At 53.7% G+C, this 15,177-nt stretch carries 14 protein-coding genes; 7 read left to right on the forward strand and 7 right to left on the reverse strand.

Going from position 1 to position 15,177, the window contains the following annotated elements; translation table 11 throughout:
• Window positions 1-17 precede the first annotated feature (17 nt).
• From pssA to trxC, 4 genes are all read right to left on the reverse strand, one after another.
• Window positions 18-1,373, reverse strand: a complete 1,356-nt coding sequence (pssA, locus tag Y71_RS06725; protein WP_007370760.1) for a CDP-diacylglycerol--serine O-phosphatidyltransferase — start codon at window positions 1,371-1,373, stop codon at window positions 18-20.
• A gap of 113 nt (window positions 1,374-1,486) precedes the next feature.
• Window positions 1,487-4,147: a bifunctional acetate--CoA ligase family protein/GNAT family N-acetyltransferase gene (locus Y71_RS06730; RefSeq protein ID WP_007370761.1), complete on the reverse strand. Its 2,661-nt coding sequence runs from the start codon at window positions 4,145-4,147 to the stop codon at window positions 1,487-1,489.
• Between the two features lie 32 nt (window positions 4,148-4,179).
• The gene (locus Y71_RS06735) at window positions 4,180-4,878 is read right to left on the reverse strand and encodes a tRNA-uridine aminocarboxypropyltransferase (RefSeq protein ID WP_007370762.1); all 699 of its coding nucleotides are present in this window, start codon (window positions 4,876-4,878) and stop codon (window positions 4,180-4,182) included.
• 69 nt (window positions 4,879-4,947) lie between these two features.
• Window positions 4,948-5,367: a thioredoxin TrxC gene (trxC, locus tag Y71_RS06740; RefSeq protein WP_007370763.1), complete on the reverse strand. Its 420-nt coding sequence runs from the start codon at window positions 5,365-5,367 to the stop codon at window positions 4,948-4,950.
• Between the two features lie 206 nt (window positions 5,368-5,573).
• Here trxC and Y71_RS06745 point away from each other — a divergent pair, with 206 nt between their 5' ends.
• Window positions 5,574-6,671: a tRNA/rRNA methyltransferase gene (locus Y71_RS06745; RefSeq protein ID WP_007370764.1), complete on the forward strand. Its 1,098-nt coding sequence runs from the start codon at window positions 5,574-5,576 to the stop codon at window positions 6,669-6,671.
• A 45-nt stretch (window positions 6,672-6,716) separates the two neighbouring features.
• On the opposite strand, the gene ung is transcribed toward Y71_RS06745, so the two are convergent.
• A complete protein-coding gene (gene ung, locus Y71_RS06750; protein WP_007370765.1) occupies window positions 6,717-7,406 on the reverse strand; it encodes a uracil-DNA glycosylase in 690 nt (229 codons plus the stop codon).
• Window positions 7,407-7,718: 312 nt separating this feature from the next.
• Between ung and grcA the strand changes: the two genes are divergently transcribed.
• Window positions 7,719-8,102, forward strand: coding sequence for an autonomous glycyl radical cofactor GrcA (gene grcA / locus Y71_RS06755; protein ID WP_007370766.1), 384 nt, complete (start codon window positions 7,719-7,721; stop codon window positions 8,100-8,102).
• A 43-nt stretch (window positions 8,103-8,145) separates the two neighbouring features.
• Here grcA and srmB read toward each other — a convergent pair whose 3' ends face one another.
• Window positions 8,146-9,474, reverse strand: a complete 1,329-nt coding sequence (gene srmB, locus Y71_RS06760; protein WP_007370767.1) for an ATP-dependent RNA helicase SrmB — start codon at window positions 9,472-9,474, stop codon at window positions 8,146-8,148.
• Window positions 9,475-9,603: 129 nt separating this feature from the next.
• Here srmB and trmN point away from each other — a divergent pair, with 129 nt between their 5' ends.
• Entirely contained in the window at window positions 9,604-10,341 is a 738-nt protein-coding gene (gene trmN / locus Y71_RS06765) for a tRNA(1)(Val) (adenine(37)-N(6))-methyltransferase TrmN (protein ID WP_007370768.1), read from the forward strand.
• Here trmN and nadB read toward each other — a convergent pair.
• Window positions 10,326-11,948 carry an L-aspartate oxidase gene (gene nadB, locus Y71_RS06770; RefSeq protein ID WP_007370769.1) on the reverse strand — a complete coding sequence of 541 codons (1,623 nt, stop codon included), beginning with the start codon at window positions 11,946-11,948 and terminating at the stop codon, window positions 10,326-10,328. The genes trmN and nadB overlap by 16 nt on opposite strands.
• A 420-nt stretch (window positions 11,949-12,368) precedes the next feature.
• Here nadB and rpoE point away from each other — a divergent pair, with 420 nt between their 5' ends.
• Genes rpoE through rseC form a run of 4 tightly spaced genes read left to right on the forward strand, consistent with a single transcriptional unit; the run spans window position 12,369 to window position 15,058 of the window.
• Complete coding sequence (rpoE, locus tag Y71_RS06775; protein ID WP_007370770.1) at window positions 12,369-12,944, forward strand: RNA polymerase sigma factor RpoE; 576 nt, start codon at window positions 12,369-12,371, stop codon at window positions 12,942-12,944.
• A 31-nt stretch (window positions 12,945-12,975) separates the two neighbouring features.
• On the forward strand, window positions 12,976-13,629 hold the full coding sequence (gene rseA / locus Y71_RS06780) for an anti-sigma-E factor RseA (RefSeq protein ID WP_007370771.1): 654 nt from the start codon (window positions 12,976-12,978) through the stop codon (window positions 13,627-13,629).
• The gene (gene rseB, locus Y71_RS06785) at window positions 13,629-14,582 is read left to right on the forward strand and encodes a sigma-E factor regulatory protein RseB (protein WP_035942118.1); all 954 of its coding nucleotides are present in this window, start codon (window positions 13,629-13,631) and stop codon (window positions 14,580-14,582) included. The genes rseA and rseB overlap by 1 nt, the downstream gene beginning before the upstream one ends.
• A complete protein-coding gene (rseC, locus tag Y71_RS06790; RefSeq protein WP_007370773.1) occupies window positions 14,579-15,058 on the forward strand; it encodes a SoxR-reducing system protein RseC in 480 nt (159 codons plus the stop codon). Before rseB ends, rseC begins: the two co-directional genes overlap by 4 nt.
• Window positions 15,059-15,177 lie beyond the last annotated feature (119 nt).

Genomic DNA, 15,177 nt, shown 5'->3' on the forward strand with positions numbered 1-15,177 from the left:
AGAGACGGGGCTTAGTTTTAAAGAATACGGCTTATCAGCTTATCGATGCGGATACGGCGCAATCGGCGAATAAGTTTGCGTACCTTTACCGGATAATCCGCAATGCTTTGCAAATCACGATAATGATTCACCACGGTCGTATGCGTGCGGATAAGCTCCAGCTCTTTGTCGCGCTGGGCCGCCAGTTCATGTTTCGGATCGTGGATCAGGATGGCGTTTTCCAGATCCAGCCGCCAAGCGCGGGGGTTCAGGTTGTTACCTGTCAGCAGGATCCATTCGTCATCCACCCACATTCCTTTCAGGTGATAGCTGTTATCATCATCTTTCCATAAACGCACAACTAGCTGATCGGTGTTAACGTAATACTGTAGCCGGCTCAGGAAACGACGCAGATTGATTTCATACAGATAAGGCAGCGCGCCGATGATTTTGAACGGTTGATCTTCCGGAATGAAAAAGTCATTCGCCGTTTTGTCGCCAACGATAATTTCCACTTTTTTACCATCGCGCAGTAGCTGGATAATGTTACGCACCAGCACCGCAGGCAGGTTGAAGTAGGGGGTACAGATCGTCAGCTTGTGCTCTGCACACGGCATCAGATGGAAAATAGTTTTGTTCAGCAGGCTGGATTTACCCAGACCGACCAGCGGCGTGACCGCCAGCTGATCGTTATCCGCATTGCCCTGGAAATGGTATGTGGCATCGCGTAGCTCCTGACGGAACAGACGAATATCGTTTTTGATTTCCGGGCTTTTCGGACGCTGAGCATTATCAAGACGATTTACGCCGCGCCCCTGAATCAGATTCTGATCGACCCAGTTACGAATGATATCCGCCATTTGCGGGTTGCGGATCAACTGATAGCGGTCATAGCGATATTTATCGTGCTGATGCAAATAGACATCATTGAGGCTTGCGCCGCTGTAAAGCACGCTGTCATCAATGATAAATCCTTTGAAATGCAGCACGCCGAGCGCTTCACGCGTATTCACAGGAACGCCATAAACCGGGACCACAACGTCCGGATTTTCCTGAGCAAGGCGGCAGTACCAGTCGGCGTTGGTATTGGATGCTGCTGCGCCAATGCGGCCACGCTGGGCGCGGTGCCAGTCGACAAGCACACAGACATCCAGTTCCGGGCGTTGGCGCTTGGCTTCATACAGCGCATGCAGAATTCCTTTCCCGCCATCGTCCTGTTCCAGGTACAGGGCGATGATATAGATCCGGCGCGTAGCACTGGCGATTTTCGCCAGCAGCGTCTCCCTGAAATCAGCGGGTGAGTAGAAAAACTCTATGTCATCAACTGACTGAGCAATCTTGGGGAGTTGGGCAAGGTGTTGTTGATGTTTATTACGCTTAAATTTTGACAACATCACAGTGCGTTTCTTCTCTGTTTATTGAAGGGTCTTCTGTACCATGCAGACGACATAAGCGGGCAATAATAACACCGTGCCTGCTAAAGTAGTCAACATTTCCAGTACCTTACTCAGGATTCATCCGTCTTCATGAGTTGGAGAGACAATCCCACAATGCCATCTTCCAGCTGAATATCAACGTCAAATCCCAGTTTACGCGCCAGCGTCACCATGCCGCGATTGTTGGGCATAGTAATACCATTCAAGCGCTTAAGTCCGTGATCCCGGGTATAACTGATAAGCTTCTCAAGTAAACGTCGACCAAGCCCGAGCCCTTTCAAATCGGAACGAACCAGCACAGCAAATTCAGCGTCGATATTATCCGGGTCGGAAATCGCACGCGTAACGCCCAGAATTTCTTCACCTTGATCTGTGCGGCGTACTGCAACAAATGCCATTTCCCGATCGTAGTCGATCTGCGTCATATTCGCTAAATCATCATGGGTAAATTCGTTGATCTCGCTAAAGTAACGGTAGTAAAGATCCTCTTTTGTCACCTGGGCGATAAAGCGCTGTAGCTGAGGCTCATCTTCCGGAAGAATCGGGCGGAACAGGCACCGCTCGCCATTTTTCATCTCCACCTCTTCTTCCAGATGCTGAGGATAGGGACGTATAGCGAGACGCGTTTCACCGTTTCCGGCGGCGGAGGAAATGGCCATGGTTACATCCAGCGCGGTAAATTCGCTACCGGAGGCAAGTAAAGGATGAATATCCAGCCGCTCAATTTCCGGGCAATCAACAATCAGATTCGAAACCTGCACCAGAAACTGGCTTAAGCCGGCAATATCCAGCGAGCGTAACGCGCTGCGCCCGCGGATCTTTTTACTTTTAATCGCCTGGATCACCAGATAACGGGCGAGATTCATATTCAGCGGCGGTAGCGCAACGGCGGCCTGATCTTCTGCCCGCCACTCAACGCCGCCTTCGCCTAACATAATCAACGGGCCGAACACAGGATCATGTTCGACAACCACTCGCAGTTCCTGCGCCCCCGCGCGGTTTGCCATGCTTTGCACCTGCAAACCGTGAATACGCGCCTGCGGCCAATTCATTTTCACACGATCGATAATTGCATCCGCTGCCTGCTGCACCTCGTTCGCTGTGCGCAGATAAAGCATCACCCCCTGAACTTCGGATTTATGAGGAATATCCGGCGAACGCAATTTTAAGGCGACCGGGTAACCGATCTGTTCGGCAATGTGCACGGCTTCAGCGCTGTCACTGGCAATCCATGTCGGCAGAGTTTGTAGCCCCCAGGCACCTAAAATCGGCTGGACTTCATGAGTATCCAGCGTCGTTGCGCCCTCCATCAACGCTTGCTGCAACAGATGATGCGCTTCGGCGGTATTCGCCGTCATGCTGAGGGATATCGCGGGTGTTTCGCGGAGTTGTTTCTGGTTGCGTCGATACTCCACCATGTGCATGAACGCCGTAATGGTGCCTTCAGGCGTGCGGTAAGTGGGTAAACCCGCTTCGCTAAACAGGCGTCGCGCTTCCTGCGAAGAAAATTCGCCGCACCAGTTGGTCAGCACCGTCACATATTTCCCGCGCGGATGTTTGTTCAGTGCGTCGATCAATGTTACTGCGCTTTCACTGCCCGGCGCGGCGGCGCTGGGCGCATGGATCACCATCAACGCGTCGTAATCCTGGCTGTCGAGCAAAATATTAAGCGCTGCGACATAACGCTCATTACCGGCATCATCGCGTAAATCAAGCGGGTTACCGGGGACGACGTAATCCGGTAATGCTGTGTGCAAACGGGCCAGCGTCTCTGCGCTGAGCGCCGCCAGTTTGCCATTACGCAGCCAAAGTTCATCCAGCGCCAGCGCTGCCGGCGCGGCGCCATTACTGACGATCATCAGGCGCTCACCACGCAGCGGACGCATATGGCTGAGCGTTTCTACCGCGGAAAACAGTTCATGTGTATCCTGGACACGCAGCAAGCCAGCTCGCTGAATCGCAGCATCCCAGGCGGGATCAAGACCAGAATGCACCTGCAATAATCGCTGCGCTTCCGGGCTGCGGCCGCTTTTGATAACCAGAATAGGTTTATTTCGTGATGCGCTGCGGGCGGCGGAGACAAAGCGACGCGCGTCGCTTAAATGTTCCAGATAGAGCAGAATGGCGCTGGTTTTACTGTCCCGCGCGAGAAAATCCAGCAATTCGTCAACATCGATATCCAGGCTATCACCCAGCGCGATGAAGTAAGAAAATCCCATCTCGCGCTGTTGCGCCCAGTCGAGGATTGTATTCGACACTGCCGCTGACTGGGAGATAAACGCCAGTTTGCCGCGCGTAATCGGCACCGGCGAAAAACTGGCGTTCAGCCCCTGCCACGGAGCCAGTAAACCGAGGCTGTTCGGGCCGAGCAGGCGCATCTGATAGCGTGCCGCGCAGGCCAGAAGAAGCGAATGCTGTTCGGGAGGCGCCGAGAGAATAATGCAGGTTTTGCAGCCTTTTTGCCCCAGAGCATCAAGCAGTTCAAGGTTGCGTTTGGCGTGCGTGCATAGCACCGCCAGATCGGGCGTAAACGGCAGGCTGGCGACATCCGGCCAGGCCAGCACGCCCTGAACCGCTTTATAAGCGGGCGTGACCGGCAATACCGGCCCGGCAAATCCTCCCGCCAGTAAATTGCGCATCATCAGAAAACCTGCGCGATCCGGCTTCATTGACGCGCCCACCACCGCAATCGATCGGGGACGTAATAACGCTTCCAGCCCTCGTTGGCTCATACCGGCCTCCGCTTAAGAGAGATCCGATGATTCTAAACGTTTTCAGTTGCGTTTGCTGTGATAGCGGATGGATGGCGTGTTTTACCTGCCAGATAACGTTCGCGAAAGAGCGCGAAATGTTCGCCGAGTGCCTGTGCGGCTGCGTTGTCGCGCGCGATATCCAGCAGCGCAATCGCCACTTCCGCAGTGCAATATTGGTCGTCGGCATGCGCTTCCCGCAGGTGGTAAGCGGAAACTCGCGAGAGATCCACAGAGATAACCGGCAGCGCATCCAGATAAGGGCTTTTGCGGAACATTTTACGCGCTTCGGTCCAGGTACCGTCCAGCATAATAAACAGCGGTGGTTTGCCTGACGGCGGCGCGCTCAGCACCTGGCGTTCGCTGCCCGCATAAGAGGCGGGAAATACCACCATTGGCTGATGCGTCTCACTGCGGCAGAGATCGATAAGTGCCTGCGGCGGTTCGGTGCGCGACCACTGAAAAGCCAGCGTATCGGGTAACACGTCGGCGATCAGCCTTCCGGTATTGCTCGGTTTCATCGGTTCGGTATCGAACATCACCAGGCAGAAACGGCTGTTGGCGGTTGCGGGTTTTAACGTCTCGCACAGGCACTGGCGCAGCGGCAGCAGGCAACGCTGGCAGCGACGGATACGGTTACCACGGGCAAGAAACGGACGCGTCGAACGGGCAAGGCGTTCGGCACGGAGTCGAAGAACAGCGTTTTCGGTCATGGGGATTGCGCAATAAAAACGCCATTGTCGCAGAGCTGAAAACGGGGCACAAGATGCGCCCCGACGGGATCACAGTGATTCGTTGAGCCAACTGTCGAACGGTGCTTTTGGCACGGCACCGCTGAGCATGTCGACAACTTCACCATTTTTGAACAGCATAATGGTTGGAATACTGCGAATGCGGAAGCGCGCGCTCAGTTCACGTTCAGCTTCGGTGTTCACTTTGACAAATCGCACTTTGCCGCTGCGTTCTTCCGCCACATCTTCAAAAATCGGCGCAAAACTGCGGCACGGGCCGCACCATGGCGCCCAAAAATCAACGACCACGGGCAGATCGTCTTTCAGTAATTTATCCAGCGTTTCACCGGTAGCGTTGATCACATCTCCATCGAACAGCTCGTGTCCACAGCGTCCACATTTTGCGCCGTCGTTCATTCTCTCTTCGGGAATGCGGTTCAGCGCCTGACAGCTTGCACATACGGTATTCATAACTAACCTCAGGAAAAGCGATGGTACAGAGCGGCATGACTGCCGGTATGTTTCTACTATGTTACATATTATTAATAAGAAGGTTTTAAACGACAATGCGTTTTGTTCAATGAATACAATAGTCGATAGCTTTTGAACGAATTAATGGCGAAGCGCAAGGACATCAGGTAATCTGCGCGCTTCGCGCAGCGCTGGTGGAGAAAAGCATGAACGATGAATTAAAGAACAAAAGCGGCAAGGTCAAAGTGATGTATGTCCGCAGTGATGATGATTCCGATAAACGTGGCCAAAACCCGCGCACCGGGAAAGGGCCAGCACGTGCAGGATCGTCGTCTCGTGCCGGAGATGACCGTCGTACTGCCCGCGATGATCGTGGCCGCCCTGGCCGTGATGACAGGGGCCGTTCTGCTCGCGACAACAATAGTCGCCGCCCGCAGCGAGACAATTACAGTGAACGTGGTGATTCACCGTGGCGTACCGTTTCCCGCGCACCGGGCGACGACACGCCGGAGAAACCGGATCACGGCGGTATCAGCGGTAAAAGCTTTATCGATCCCGAAGTGCTGCGTCGTCAGCGCGCGGAAGAGACGCGCGTATACGGCGAAAACGCCTGCCAGGCGCTGTTCAGCAGCCGTCCTGAATCCATTGTTCGCGCCTGGTTTGTGCAGAGCGTAACACCGCGTTTTAAAGAAGCCCTGCGCTGGATGGCGGCAAACCGCAAAGCCTACCATGTGGTGGATGACGAAGAACTGGAGAAAGCGTCCGGGACGGAACATCACGGCGGTGTCTGCTTCCTGATTAAAAAACGCAATGGTCTGAGCGTGCAGAAATGGGTGGCGAACGCCGGTGAAGAGGATTGCGTGCTGGCGCTCGAAGATGTCGGCAACCCGCATAACCTCGGCGCGATTATGCGTAGCTGCGCGCACTTTGGCGTCAAAGGCGTAGTGTTGCAGGATGCTGGGGTGATTGAATCTGGCGCTGCAGTGCGTACCGCAGAAGGCGGAGCCGAACACGTTCAGGCAATTACTGGCGACAGCTTTGCTGATGCGCTGGAAGATTTCCGTCAGGCCGGTTATGCGCTGGTAACGACTTCCAGCCACAACGGCACGCCGCTGTTCAAAGCGACGTTACCGAAAAAAATGGTACTGGTACTGGGCCAGGAGCGCGATGGGTTATCTGATGCGACGCTTTCCCGCGCGGATCTGAGCGTCTCGATTGAGGGTACCGGCAACGTTGAAAGCCTCAATGTTTCTGTGGCAACCGGCGTGTTGCTGGCAGAATGGTGGCGGCAGAACAAAGCCTGACGTTAGCCAGCAGAGTAAAAAAGCCAGCGCAATGCTGGCTTTTTTTTATTCGGTTTCCGCGGGCAGAGTCGGCATCCAGTCGATCGGCTGCTCTCCATGCCGCTCCAGCCACTGATTTGCCAGCGCAAAGTGATTGCAGCCAAAGAAACCGCGATGCGCAGAGAGCGGCGATGGGTGCGGTGCGCGCAAAACATGGTGGCGGGATTTGTCGATAATCGCCCCTTTCTTCTGCGCATGCGAACCCCAGAGTAAAAACACGACGCCTTCCCGATGTTCATTAATCAGTGCGATCACTTTGTCGGTAAAGGTTTCCCAGCCGAGACTGGCATGCGAATGCGCCTGGCCGGCGCGTACCGTCAGCACGGTGTTGAGCAGCAATACGCCCTGGCGCGCCCAGCTCTCCAGATAACCATGCTGCGGCCGCACGAAGCCCGGTATGGTGTTTTCCAGCTCTTTATACATATTCAGCAGGGAAGGTGGGATGGCGATACCGGGGCGCACAGAAAATGCCAGGCCGTGTGCCTGACCAGGACCGTGATAGGGATCCTGCCCCAGAATCACCACTTTAACGTTGCCCAGTTCGGTAAAACGGAAAGCGTTAAACACATCTTTCTGCGGTGGGTAGATGGTCATTCCGGACTGCCGCTCAGCCGCAACCGTACTGAGAGTGTTAATAAAGTAGGGCTGCTGTTTTTCTTCTGCCAGCACATCATGCCATGTTAATGAGGTGGTCATCCCGCTCTCCTGCGAAGTTGGTTCCCCGTAGCTTAACTGCTTCTTTCGGCAGAACAAAATTCACCGTCGGCTTTTGCAGAATTTACTCAAAAAAATTTGAAAATTTACAAATGTTTTAAGATGGTCCGAAACGCGTAACTTGATATAAAACAAGTATATTCCCTAATCACCATTTTTAGTGTGTGGTTTTTATTGATTTAAATCAAAGAATGCGGGGTGTCAGACTGGTATATAAACAATCAGACAACAATGGTTTTACCAATTGGCCGGGAAAACCGGCTGATCGAATAATGTGCCGAAGGGAGGCAAATCATGATTACTGGTATCCAGATTACTAAAGCTGCAAACGACAACCTGTTGAACTCGTTCTGGCTGCTTGATAGCGAAAAAGGCGAAGCACGTTGCGTCTGTGCAAAAGGTGGTTTCGCGGAAGATGAAGTGGTTGCGGTCAACAAACTGGGCGCTATCGAATATCGTGAAATTCCGATGGAAGTAAAACCGGAAGTGCGTGTGGAAGGCGGTCAGCACCTGAACGTGAACGTTCTGCGTCGTGAAACGCTGCTTGATGCCGTTGAGCATCCGGAAAAATACCCGCAGCTGACCATTCGTGTATCCGGTTATGCAGTACGTTTTAACTCGCTGACGCCGGAACAGCAGCGCGATGTTATTGCTCGTACCTTTACTGAAAGCCTGTAATTTCAGGCTGATATAAAAAACGCCGGGATATCCCGGCGTTTTTTTATTCTTCTGTTTTTTGCTGCTCGCTGTTTGCAGCACTGGGTTTGCGTCGCTTACCGATGTTTTTGGTATCGCGATGGCGTTGCTTCACGCGCGGCTTCTCTTTCTCTTTTTTCTTCTCTTCGCGTTTGGCCAGCACTTTTTTCGACGGCTTGCCTTTCAGCTTCTCGCTTGGCACTCGTGTTGTCGGGCGCAGTTCGTCCACGACGCGGGCTTTCAGCGGCTCTTCAACGTAACGGCCTACTTTGCCCAGCAACAGATGATCGTGCGCTTCAACCAGGGAGATAGCTGCGCCTTTGCGACCGGCGCGGCCGGTACGGCCAATACGGTGCAGGTAGGTGTCGCCACTGCGCGGCATATCGAAGTTAATGACGTGGCTGACATCCGGAATGTCGATACCACGCGCAGCGACATCGGTGGCGATCAGCACATTGACGCGACCGTCGGTCAGACGTTTGATCGCTTCGTTGCGCTTCACCTGTACCATCTCGCCTTCGAGATAGCAGTTATTGATGCCCGCTTCGCGCAGCCAGCCTGCCAGCTCATGCACGCGTTCACGTTTACGCACGAAGACGATAGAACGGCTGACTTCCGGCTGTTTTAGCAGGTGTATCAGCAGTGCAGTTTTGTGTTCAAGGTTGTCGGCGCGGTAGTACCACTGGTGAATTTTCTTACGTTCGCGCGTTGACGGTGTGGCGGAGACTTCGACGGGATCTTCCAGCAGACGTTCGGCGAAATTTTTGATCGCGTCGCCTTCAAGCGTTGCGGAAAACAGCATCGTCTGTTTGCGCCAGCGAGTTTCACCCGCGATGTGCTCGATATCCTGCGCGAAGCCCATATCCAGCATGCGATCGGCTTCATCGAGGATCAGCGTTTCTACCGCACGACAGTCGAAGTTCTCTTCTTTAATGTATTGCAGCAGGCGACCGGTGGTGGCAACCACAATATCCTGATTTTCGCTGAACACTTCAGCGTGGTTCATATAGGCGACGCCGCCAGTAATGGTAGCGATATCCAGATGGGTATTCGCCGCCAGTTCACGGGCATGATCGGCAACCTGCATTGCCAGCTCGCGGGTTGGCGTCAGGATCAGAATACGCGGTGGGCCGGATTTCTTACGTGGAAAGTCCAGAAGGTGTTGCAACGCTGGCAGCAGATAGGCCGCCGTTTTACCGGTACCAGTAGGCGCAGAACCAAGGACGTCACGCCCCTCAAGCGCAGGCGGAATGGCAGCTGCCTGGATAGCGGTTGGGCGCGTAAAGCCTTTATCCTGGAGCGCGTCCAGCAGGCTGTCGTCAAGTTCGAGTTCGGAAAAAGTCGTTACAGTCATGATCTACCTCTGTGTGGGGCGCTGATTATAGACGTTACGGCTGGAATCTTCATCTGTTGTCTGCTTATCGCTTTTCCGGCGCTTTGCTTTCACCTATGCTACGCCTGTTTCCGTATTGAGGTTGTAAAGATGTCCCAGCCAAAGGCTCAGTTGCGCCGTGACGGCTTCACGTTTAAAGAATTCTTTGTTGCACACGATCGTTGCGCCATGAAAGTGGGCACTGATGGTTTGATGTTGGGTGCCTGGTCGCCAGTATCGAAAGCTCGGCATGTGCTGGATATCGGCACGGGCAGCGGTCTGTTGGCGCTGATGCTGGCGCAGCGGACCGGGCCGACGGTGACCATTGATGCCGTCGAGCTTGATGAGCAGGCTGCTTCTCAGGCGCAGGAAAATGTGCAGGCATCGCCGTGGGCAGATCGTATCACCGTTCACGAGGCTGATATTCGCCAGTGGAGCAGTGAGAATACTGCGCGTTACGATCTGATTGTCAGCAATCCTCCTTATTTTGACGAAGGGGTAAAATGTGCGACGCCAGAACGCGATCGCGCGCGTTATACCACCACTCTGGATCATCAGGCATTGCTGGAAATTGCCGCTACACTGGTGACGGAAGAGGGTTTTTTCTGCGTTGTGCTGCCGATTGAAGCCAGCGAGCTTTTCACGCAGAAAGCGCTGGGTATAGGCTGGCATTTGCGTTTGCGAACCGATGTGTCAGAAACGGAAAGCCGTTTGCCGCATCGTGTCCTGCTGGCCTTCTCGCCGCGCGCCGGCGACGTGTTTGCCGACCGGCTGGCGATTCGTGGGCCGGATCAGCGCTATTCTGACAGCTACACCGCGCTGACCCAGAGCTTCTACTTGTTTATGTAACTGCGCGGCGAGAGTACCGTCGGGCCGGATTCCGCAAGCTGATCGGGGTAGTCCAGCGTGTAATGCAACCCGCGGCTCTCTTTGCGCTGCATCGCGCAGCGTACAATCAGCTCGGCTACCTGTACCAGGTTACGCAATTCCAGCAGATTATTGGAGACGCGGAAATTGGCGTAGTACTCGTCAATTTCCTGCTGCAACAAGGTAATGCGGCGCATTGCGCGTTCGAGTCGTTTTGTGGTGCGTACGATACCCACGTAGTCCCACATAAACAGCCGCAGTTCGTGCCAGTTATGTTGCAGGATAACCCGCTCATCGGCGTCGTCGACGCGGCTTTCATCCCAGGCGGGCAGCGCCGGAATGGCATGTGCATGTGGCATGCGGCGAGCAATGTCTTCCGCCGCCGACCAACCGTACACCAGACATTCAAGCAGTGAATTTGATGCCATGCGGTTTGCGCCGTGCAGGCCGGTGTAGCTCACTTCGCCAATGGCATAGAGACCGTCGACATCGCTACGTCCGCGATCGTCAACCATCACGCCGCCGCAGGTGTAGTGCGCAGCAGGCACAATCGGCACAGGCTCTTTGGTCAAATCGATTCCCAGACCCAGCAATTTTTCATAAATCATCGGGAAATGATGACGAATAAATTCGGCAGGTTTATGGCTGATATCGAGATACATGCAGTCCACGCCGAGGCGCTTCATTTCATGATCGATAGCGCGGGCGACGACATCACGCGGTGCCAGTTCGCCACGCGGATCAAAGTCCGGCATAAAACGCGTACCGTCCGGACGTTTCAACCAGGCTCCTTCACCGCGCAGCGCTTCGCTGAGCAGGAAGCTGCGCGCCTGCGGATGAAACAGCGCGGTGGGATGGAACTGGTTAAACTCCAGGTTCGCCACCCGGCAACCGGCACGCCATGCCATGGCGATGCCGTCACCGGAGGAGATATCCGGGTTGGTGGTGTATTGATAGACTTTCGATGCACCGCCGGTCGCCAGCACCACTGCCTTTGCCTGGCAGGTTTCAACCTGTTCTTTATTTCGGTTCCACACCCATGCGCCTACAACGCGACGCGTACCCGGCAGGCCGATTTTGTCCGAAATAATCAAATCCACCGCATTGCAGCGTTCGAGTACGCGAATATTCGGGTGGTTGATGGCCTTGCTGACCAGAGTATTTTCCACCGCTTTACCAGTGGCATCGGCGGCATGAAGAATGCGGCGATGGCTGTGCCCGCCTTCGCGCGTCAGATGGTAGCTGGACTCGCCATTTGCGGCGACCTCGGTGTCAAATAACACTCCTTGATCGATAAGCCACTGTACGCAGGAGCGCGCATTGCTGGCGACAAATTCTGCCGCGTGACGTTCAACAATTCCTGCGCCAGCAATCAGCGTATCTTCCACATGGGATTCAACGCTGTCTGTTTCGTCAAATACGGCTGCAATGCCGCCCTGAGCATAAAATGTTGAGCCTTCACTGATTGGCCCCTTACTTAAGACAATAACGTTGTGCTGTTGTGCTGCCAGACGTAATGCCACGGAAAGGCCAGCGGCGCCGCTACCGACCACCAATACATCACAGGAGAGTTCAGGCGTTGTTTTCATGATCTGTGTTTAATTTACTAAACAAGGTTCGCTGAGCATAGCACCGCATCTGGCGAAAGATCACTATTTTTTGCAAGGGTTGTATTAATGGCTAAACAGAAACTTTGCGCATGCAGGTGCCATCAACGGAAAAAATATTAAGAAGCAGATTGTTAGTGAAGGTGTATTAGAGATGAAAAAAAACCGCTATTGCGTTACTCTCTGGCGATCTTAAGGTCTTTTCTTTGAGAAAACACAGTGTTCAGCGTTTGCAGACTTATAATGAGTGATAATGATTTTTTGCGAACGATACACAAAAACAATGGCGTAACGGAACTTTACTGTAAACCTGGGCTCTAATTGGCTGCTTGCTCATATTGCAGTATTGGAGTGGCGTTCTGGATACGCGTGGAAATTGGTTTTGGGGAGATTTTACCTCGGATGAGCGAGCAGTTAACGGATCAGGTTCTTGTCGAAAGGGTCCAGAAAGGAGATCAGAAAGCGTTTAACTTACTGGTGGTGCGCTACCAGCATAAAGTGGCGAGTCTGGTTTCCCGGTATGTCCCTTCGGGCGATGTACCTGATGTCGTACAAGAATCATTTATAAAGGCCTATCGCGCGCTTGATTCGTTCAGGGGAGATAGTGCTTTTTATACATGGCTATACCGAATTGCTGTTAACACAGCGAAAAATTATCTGGTCGCCCAGGGGCGCAGGCCGCCATCCAGTGATGTGGACGCTATTGAAGCAGAAAACTTCGAAAGTGGCGGTGCACTGAAAGAAATTTCGAACCCTGAGAACTTAATGTTGTCAGAAGAACTGAGACAAATAGTTTTCCGTACCATTGAGTCGCTCCCGGAAGATTTACGCATGGCAATTACGTTGCGGGAGCTGGATGGCCTGAGTTACGAAGAGATTGCGGTCATCATGGATTGCCCGGTTGGTACAGTGCGTTCACGTATCTTCCGTGCGCGTGAAGCTATTGATAATAAAGTTCAACCGCTTATCAGGCGTTGACGATAGCGGGATACTGAAAAAGGTATTAGGCATGCAGAAAGAACAACTTTCCGCTTTAATGGATGGTGAAACGCTGGATAGCGAGCTGCTCGCAGAGCTGGCCCGCGATCCTGAAATGCAGAGAACCTGGGAGAACTATCACCTGATTCGCGACTCTATGCGCGGTGATACGGCCGATCTCCTCCATTTCGATATCTCCGCCCGCGTGATGGCCGCGATTGAGAACGACGCCGTTGAAACTGCGACGCCGTTGATTCCCGAAGCGCAGCCTGCGCCGCACCAATGGCAGAAGATGCCGTTCTGGCACAAGGTTCGCCCGTGGGCAAGTCAGCTTACCCAAATGGGTGTAGCGGTATGCGTATCACTTGCTGTTATTGTTGGTGTCCAGCACTATAATGGCTCAACTGAATCAACCCAACAGCCCGAAGCGCCAGTGTTTAATACGCTGCCGATGATGGGTAAAGCCAGTCCGGTAAGTTTGGGTGTTCCTTCTGATGCATCATCGGCAAGCGCCGGTCAGCAACAGCAGGTGCAGGAACAGCGTCGTCGCATTAATGCGATGTTGCAGGATTACGAACTGCAACGCCGTCTGCACTCCGAACAGCTTCAGTTTGAGCAGGCGCAAACGCAGCAGGCCGCTGTACAGGTGCCGGGAAATCAAACTTTAGGAACGCAATCGCAGTAATGAAGCAACTTTGGTGTGCCATGTCTTTTGTGGCTACTGGCCTGTTCTTCTCTGTCAACGCCTCGGCTGATGTTTCATCCGGGGCGTTGTTACAGCAAATGAATGTGGCGAGTCAGTCACTCAACTACGAACTGTCTTTTATCAGCATTAATAAGCAGGGAGTAGAGTCTTTACGCTACCGTCATGTGCGTTTGAATGACCAACCGCTTGCACAGTTATTGCAGATGGACGGTCCGCGTCGGGAAGTGGTGCAGCGGGGCAGTGAGATCAGCTACTTTGAGCCTGGTCTTGAGCCCTTTACGCTCAACGGCAACTATATTGTCGATTCGTTGCCGTCACTGGTTTATACCGATTTCAAACGTCTTTCCCCTTATTATGACTTCATCTCCGTAGGCCGTACGCGCATTGCTGACAGGCTATGCGAAGTGATCCGCGTTGTGGCGCGCGATGGTACCCGGTACAGCTATATCGTCTGGATGGATGAAGAGACGCATCTGCCAATGCGCGTCGATCTGCTCGATCGCGATGGCGAAACCCTTGAGCAGTTCCGCGTCATCGCCTTCTCGGTCAATGGTCAGGTTGCCAGTAATATGCAGACGCTGGCAAAAGCCAGTCTGCCGCCGCTGCTGTCATTACCGGCTGGCGATAATGTGGATTTCAACTGGATGCCATCCTGGGTGCCGCAGGGCTTTGAGCAAGTCGCCAGCAGCCGCCGTAAATTGCCAACGCTTGAGATGCCGGTTGAATCGCGTCTCTATTCTGATGGGTTATTCAGCTTCTCGGTTAACATTAGCCCGGCTAATCAGAACAGCGCCGAGCAGTTACTGCGCACCGGTCGACGCACCGTGATGACCACGGTTCGCGATAACGCGGAAATCACCGTTGTCGGCGAACTGCCACCGCAAACCGCAAAACGTATTGCGGACAGCCTCAAATTCAAGGCCGCACAATGATTAAAGAGTGGGCGACCGTCGTTTCCTGGCAAAATGGTAACGCGCTGGTCGAATGTGATGTCAAAGCATCCTGTAGCAGCTGCGCTTCCCGTGCAGGTTGCGGTAGCCGTGTGCTGAATAAACTGGGGCCGCAAACAACGCACACCATTGCTGTTCCTTGCGAACAACCTCTGGTGGCGGGGCAAAAAGTGGAACTGGGAATTGCTGAAGCCAGTCTGCTGAGCTCCGCAATGCTGGTCTATATGTCGCCGCTGGTGGGGTTGTTTGCTATGGGCGCCATTTTCCAGTCGCTGTTTGCCGCCGATATCGCGGCGTTGTGCGGCGCGGTGCTGGGTGGGGTTGGCGGCTTTTTACTCGCGCGCGGGCTGTCGCCAAAGCTGGCTACCCGCAGTGAATGGCAGCCAGTGATCCTGAGCGTTGGCTTGCCGCCAGAGATGATTCGCGTCGATAGCACAACTGCTGAAAATCGTCCGTAATTTCCCTTTTCGCCTTGCGGTAATGGCGTCACTTTCTGGCATTTCCCCGCATTGTGGTTGTAGTGTAGAATGCGGCGTTTCAGTACATTTGACGTCAGGCGCGAACAGGCCTCTTAGCT

This window comes from Kosakonia radicincitans DSM 16656 (assembly GCF_000280495.2).
GTDB lineage: Bacteria > Pseudomonadota > Gammaproteobacteria > Enterobacterales > Enterobacteriaceae > Kosakonia > Kosakonia radicincitans.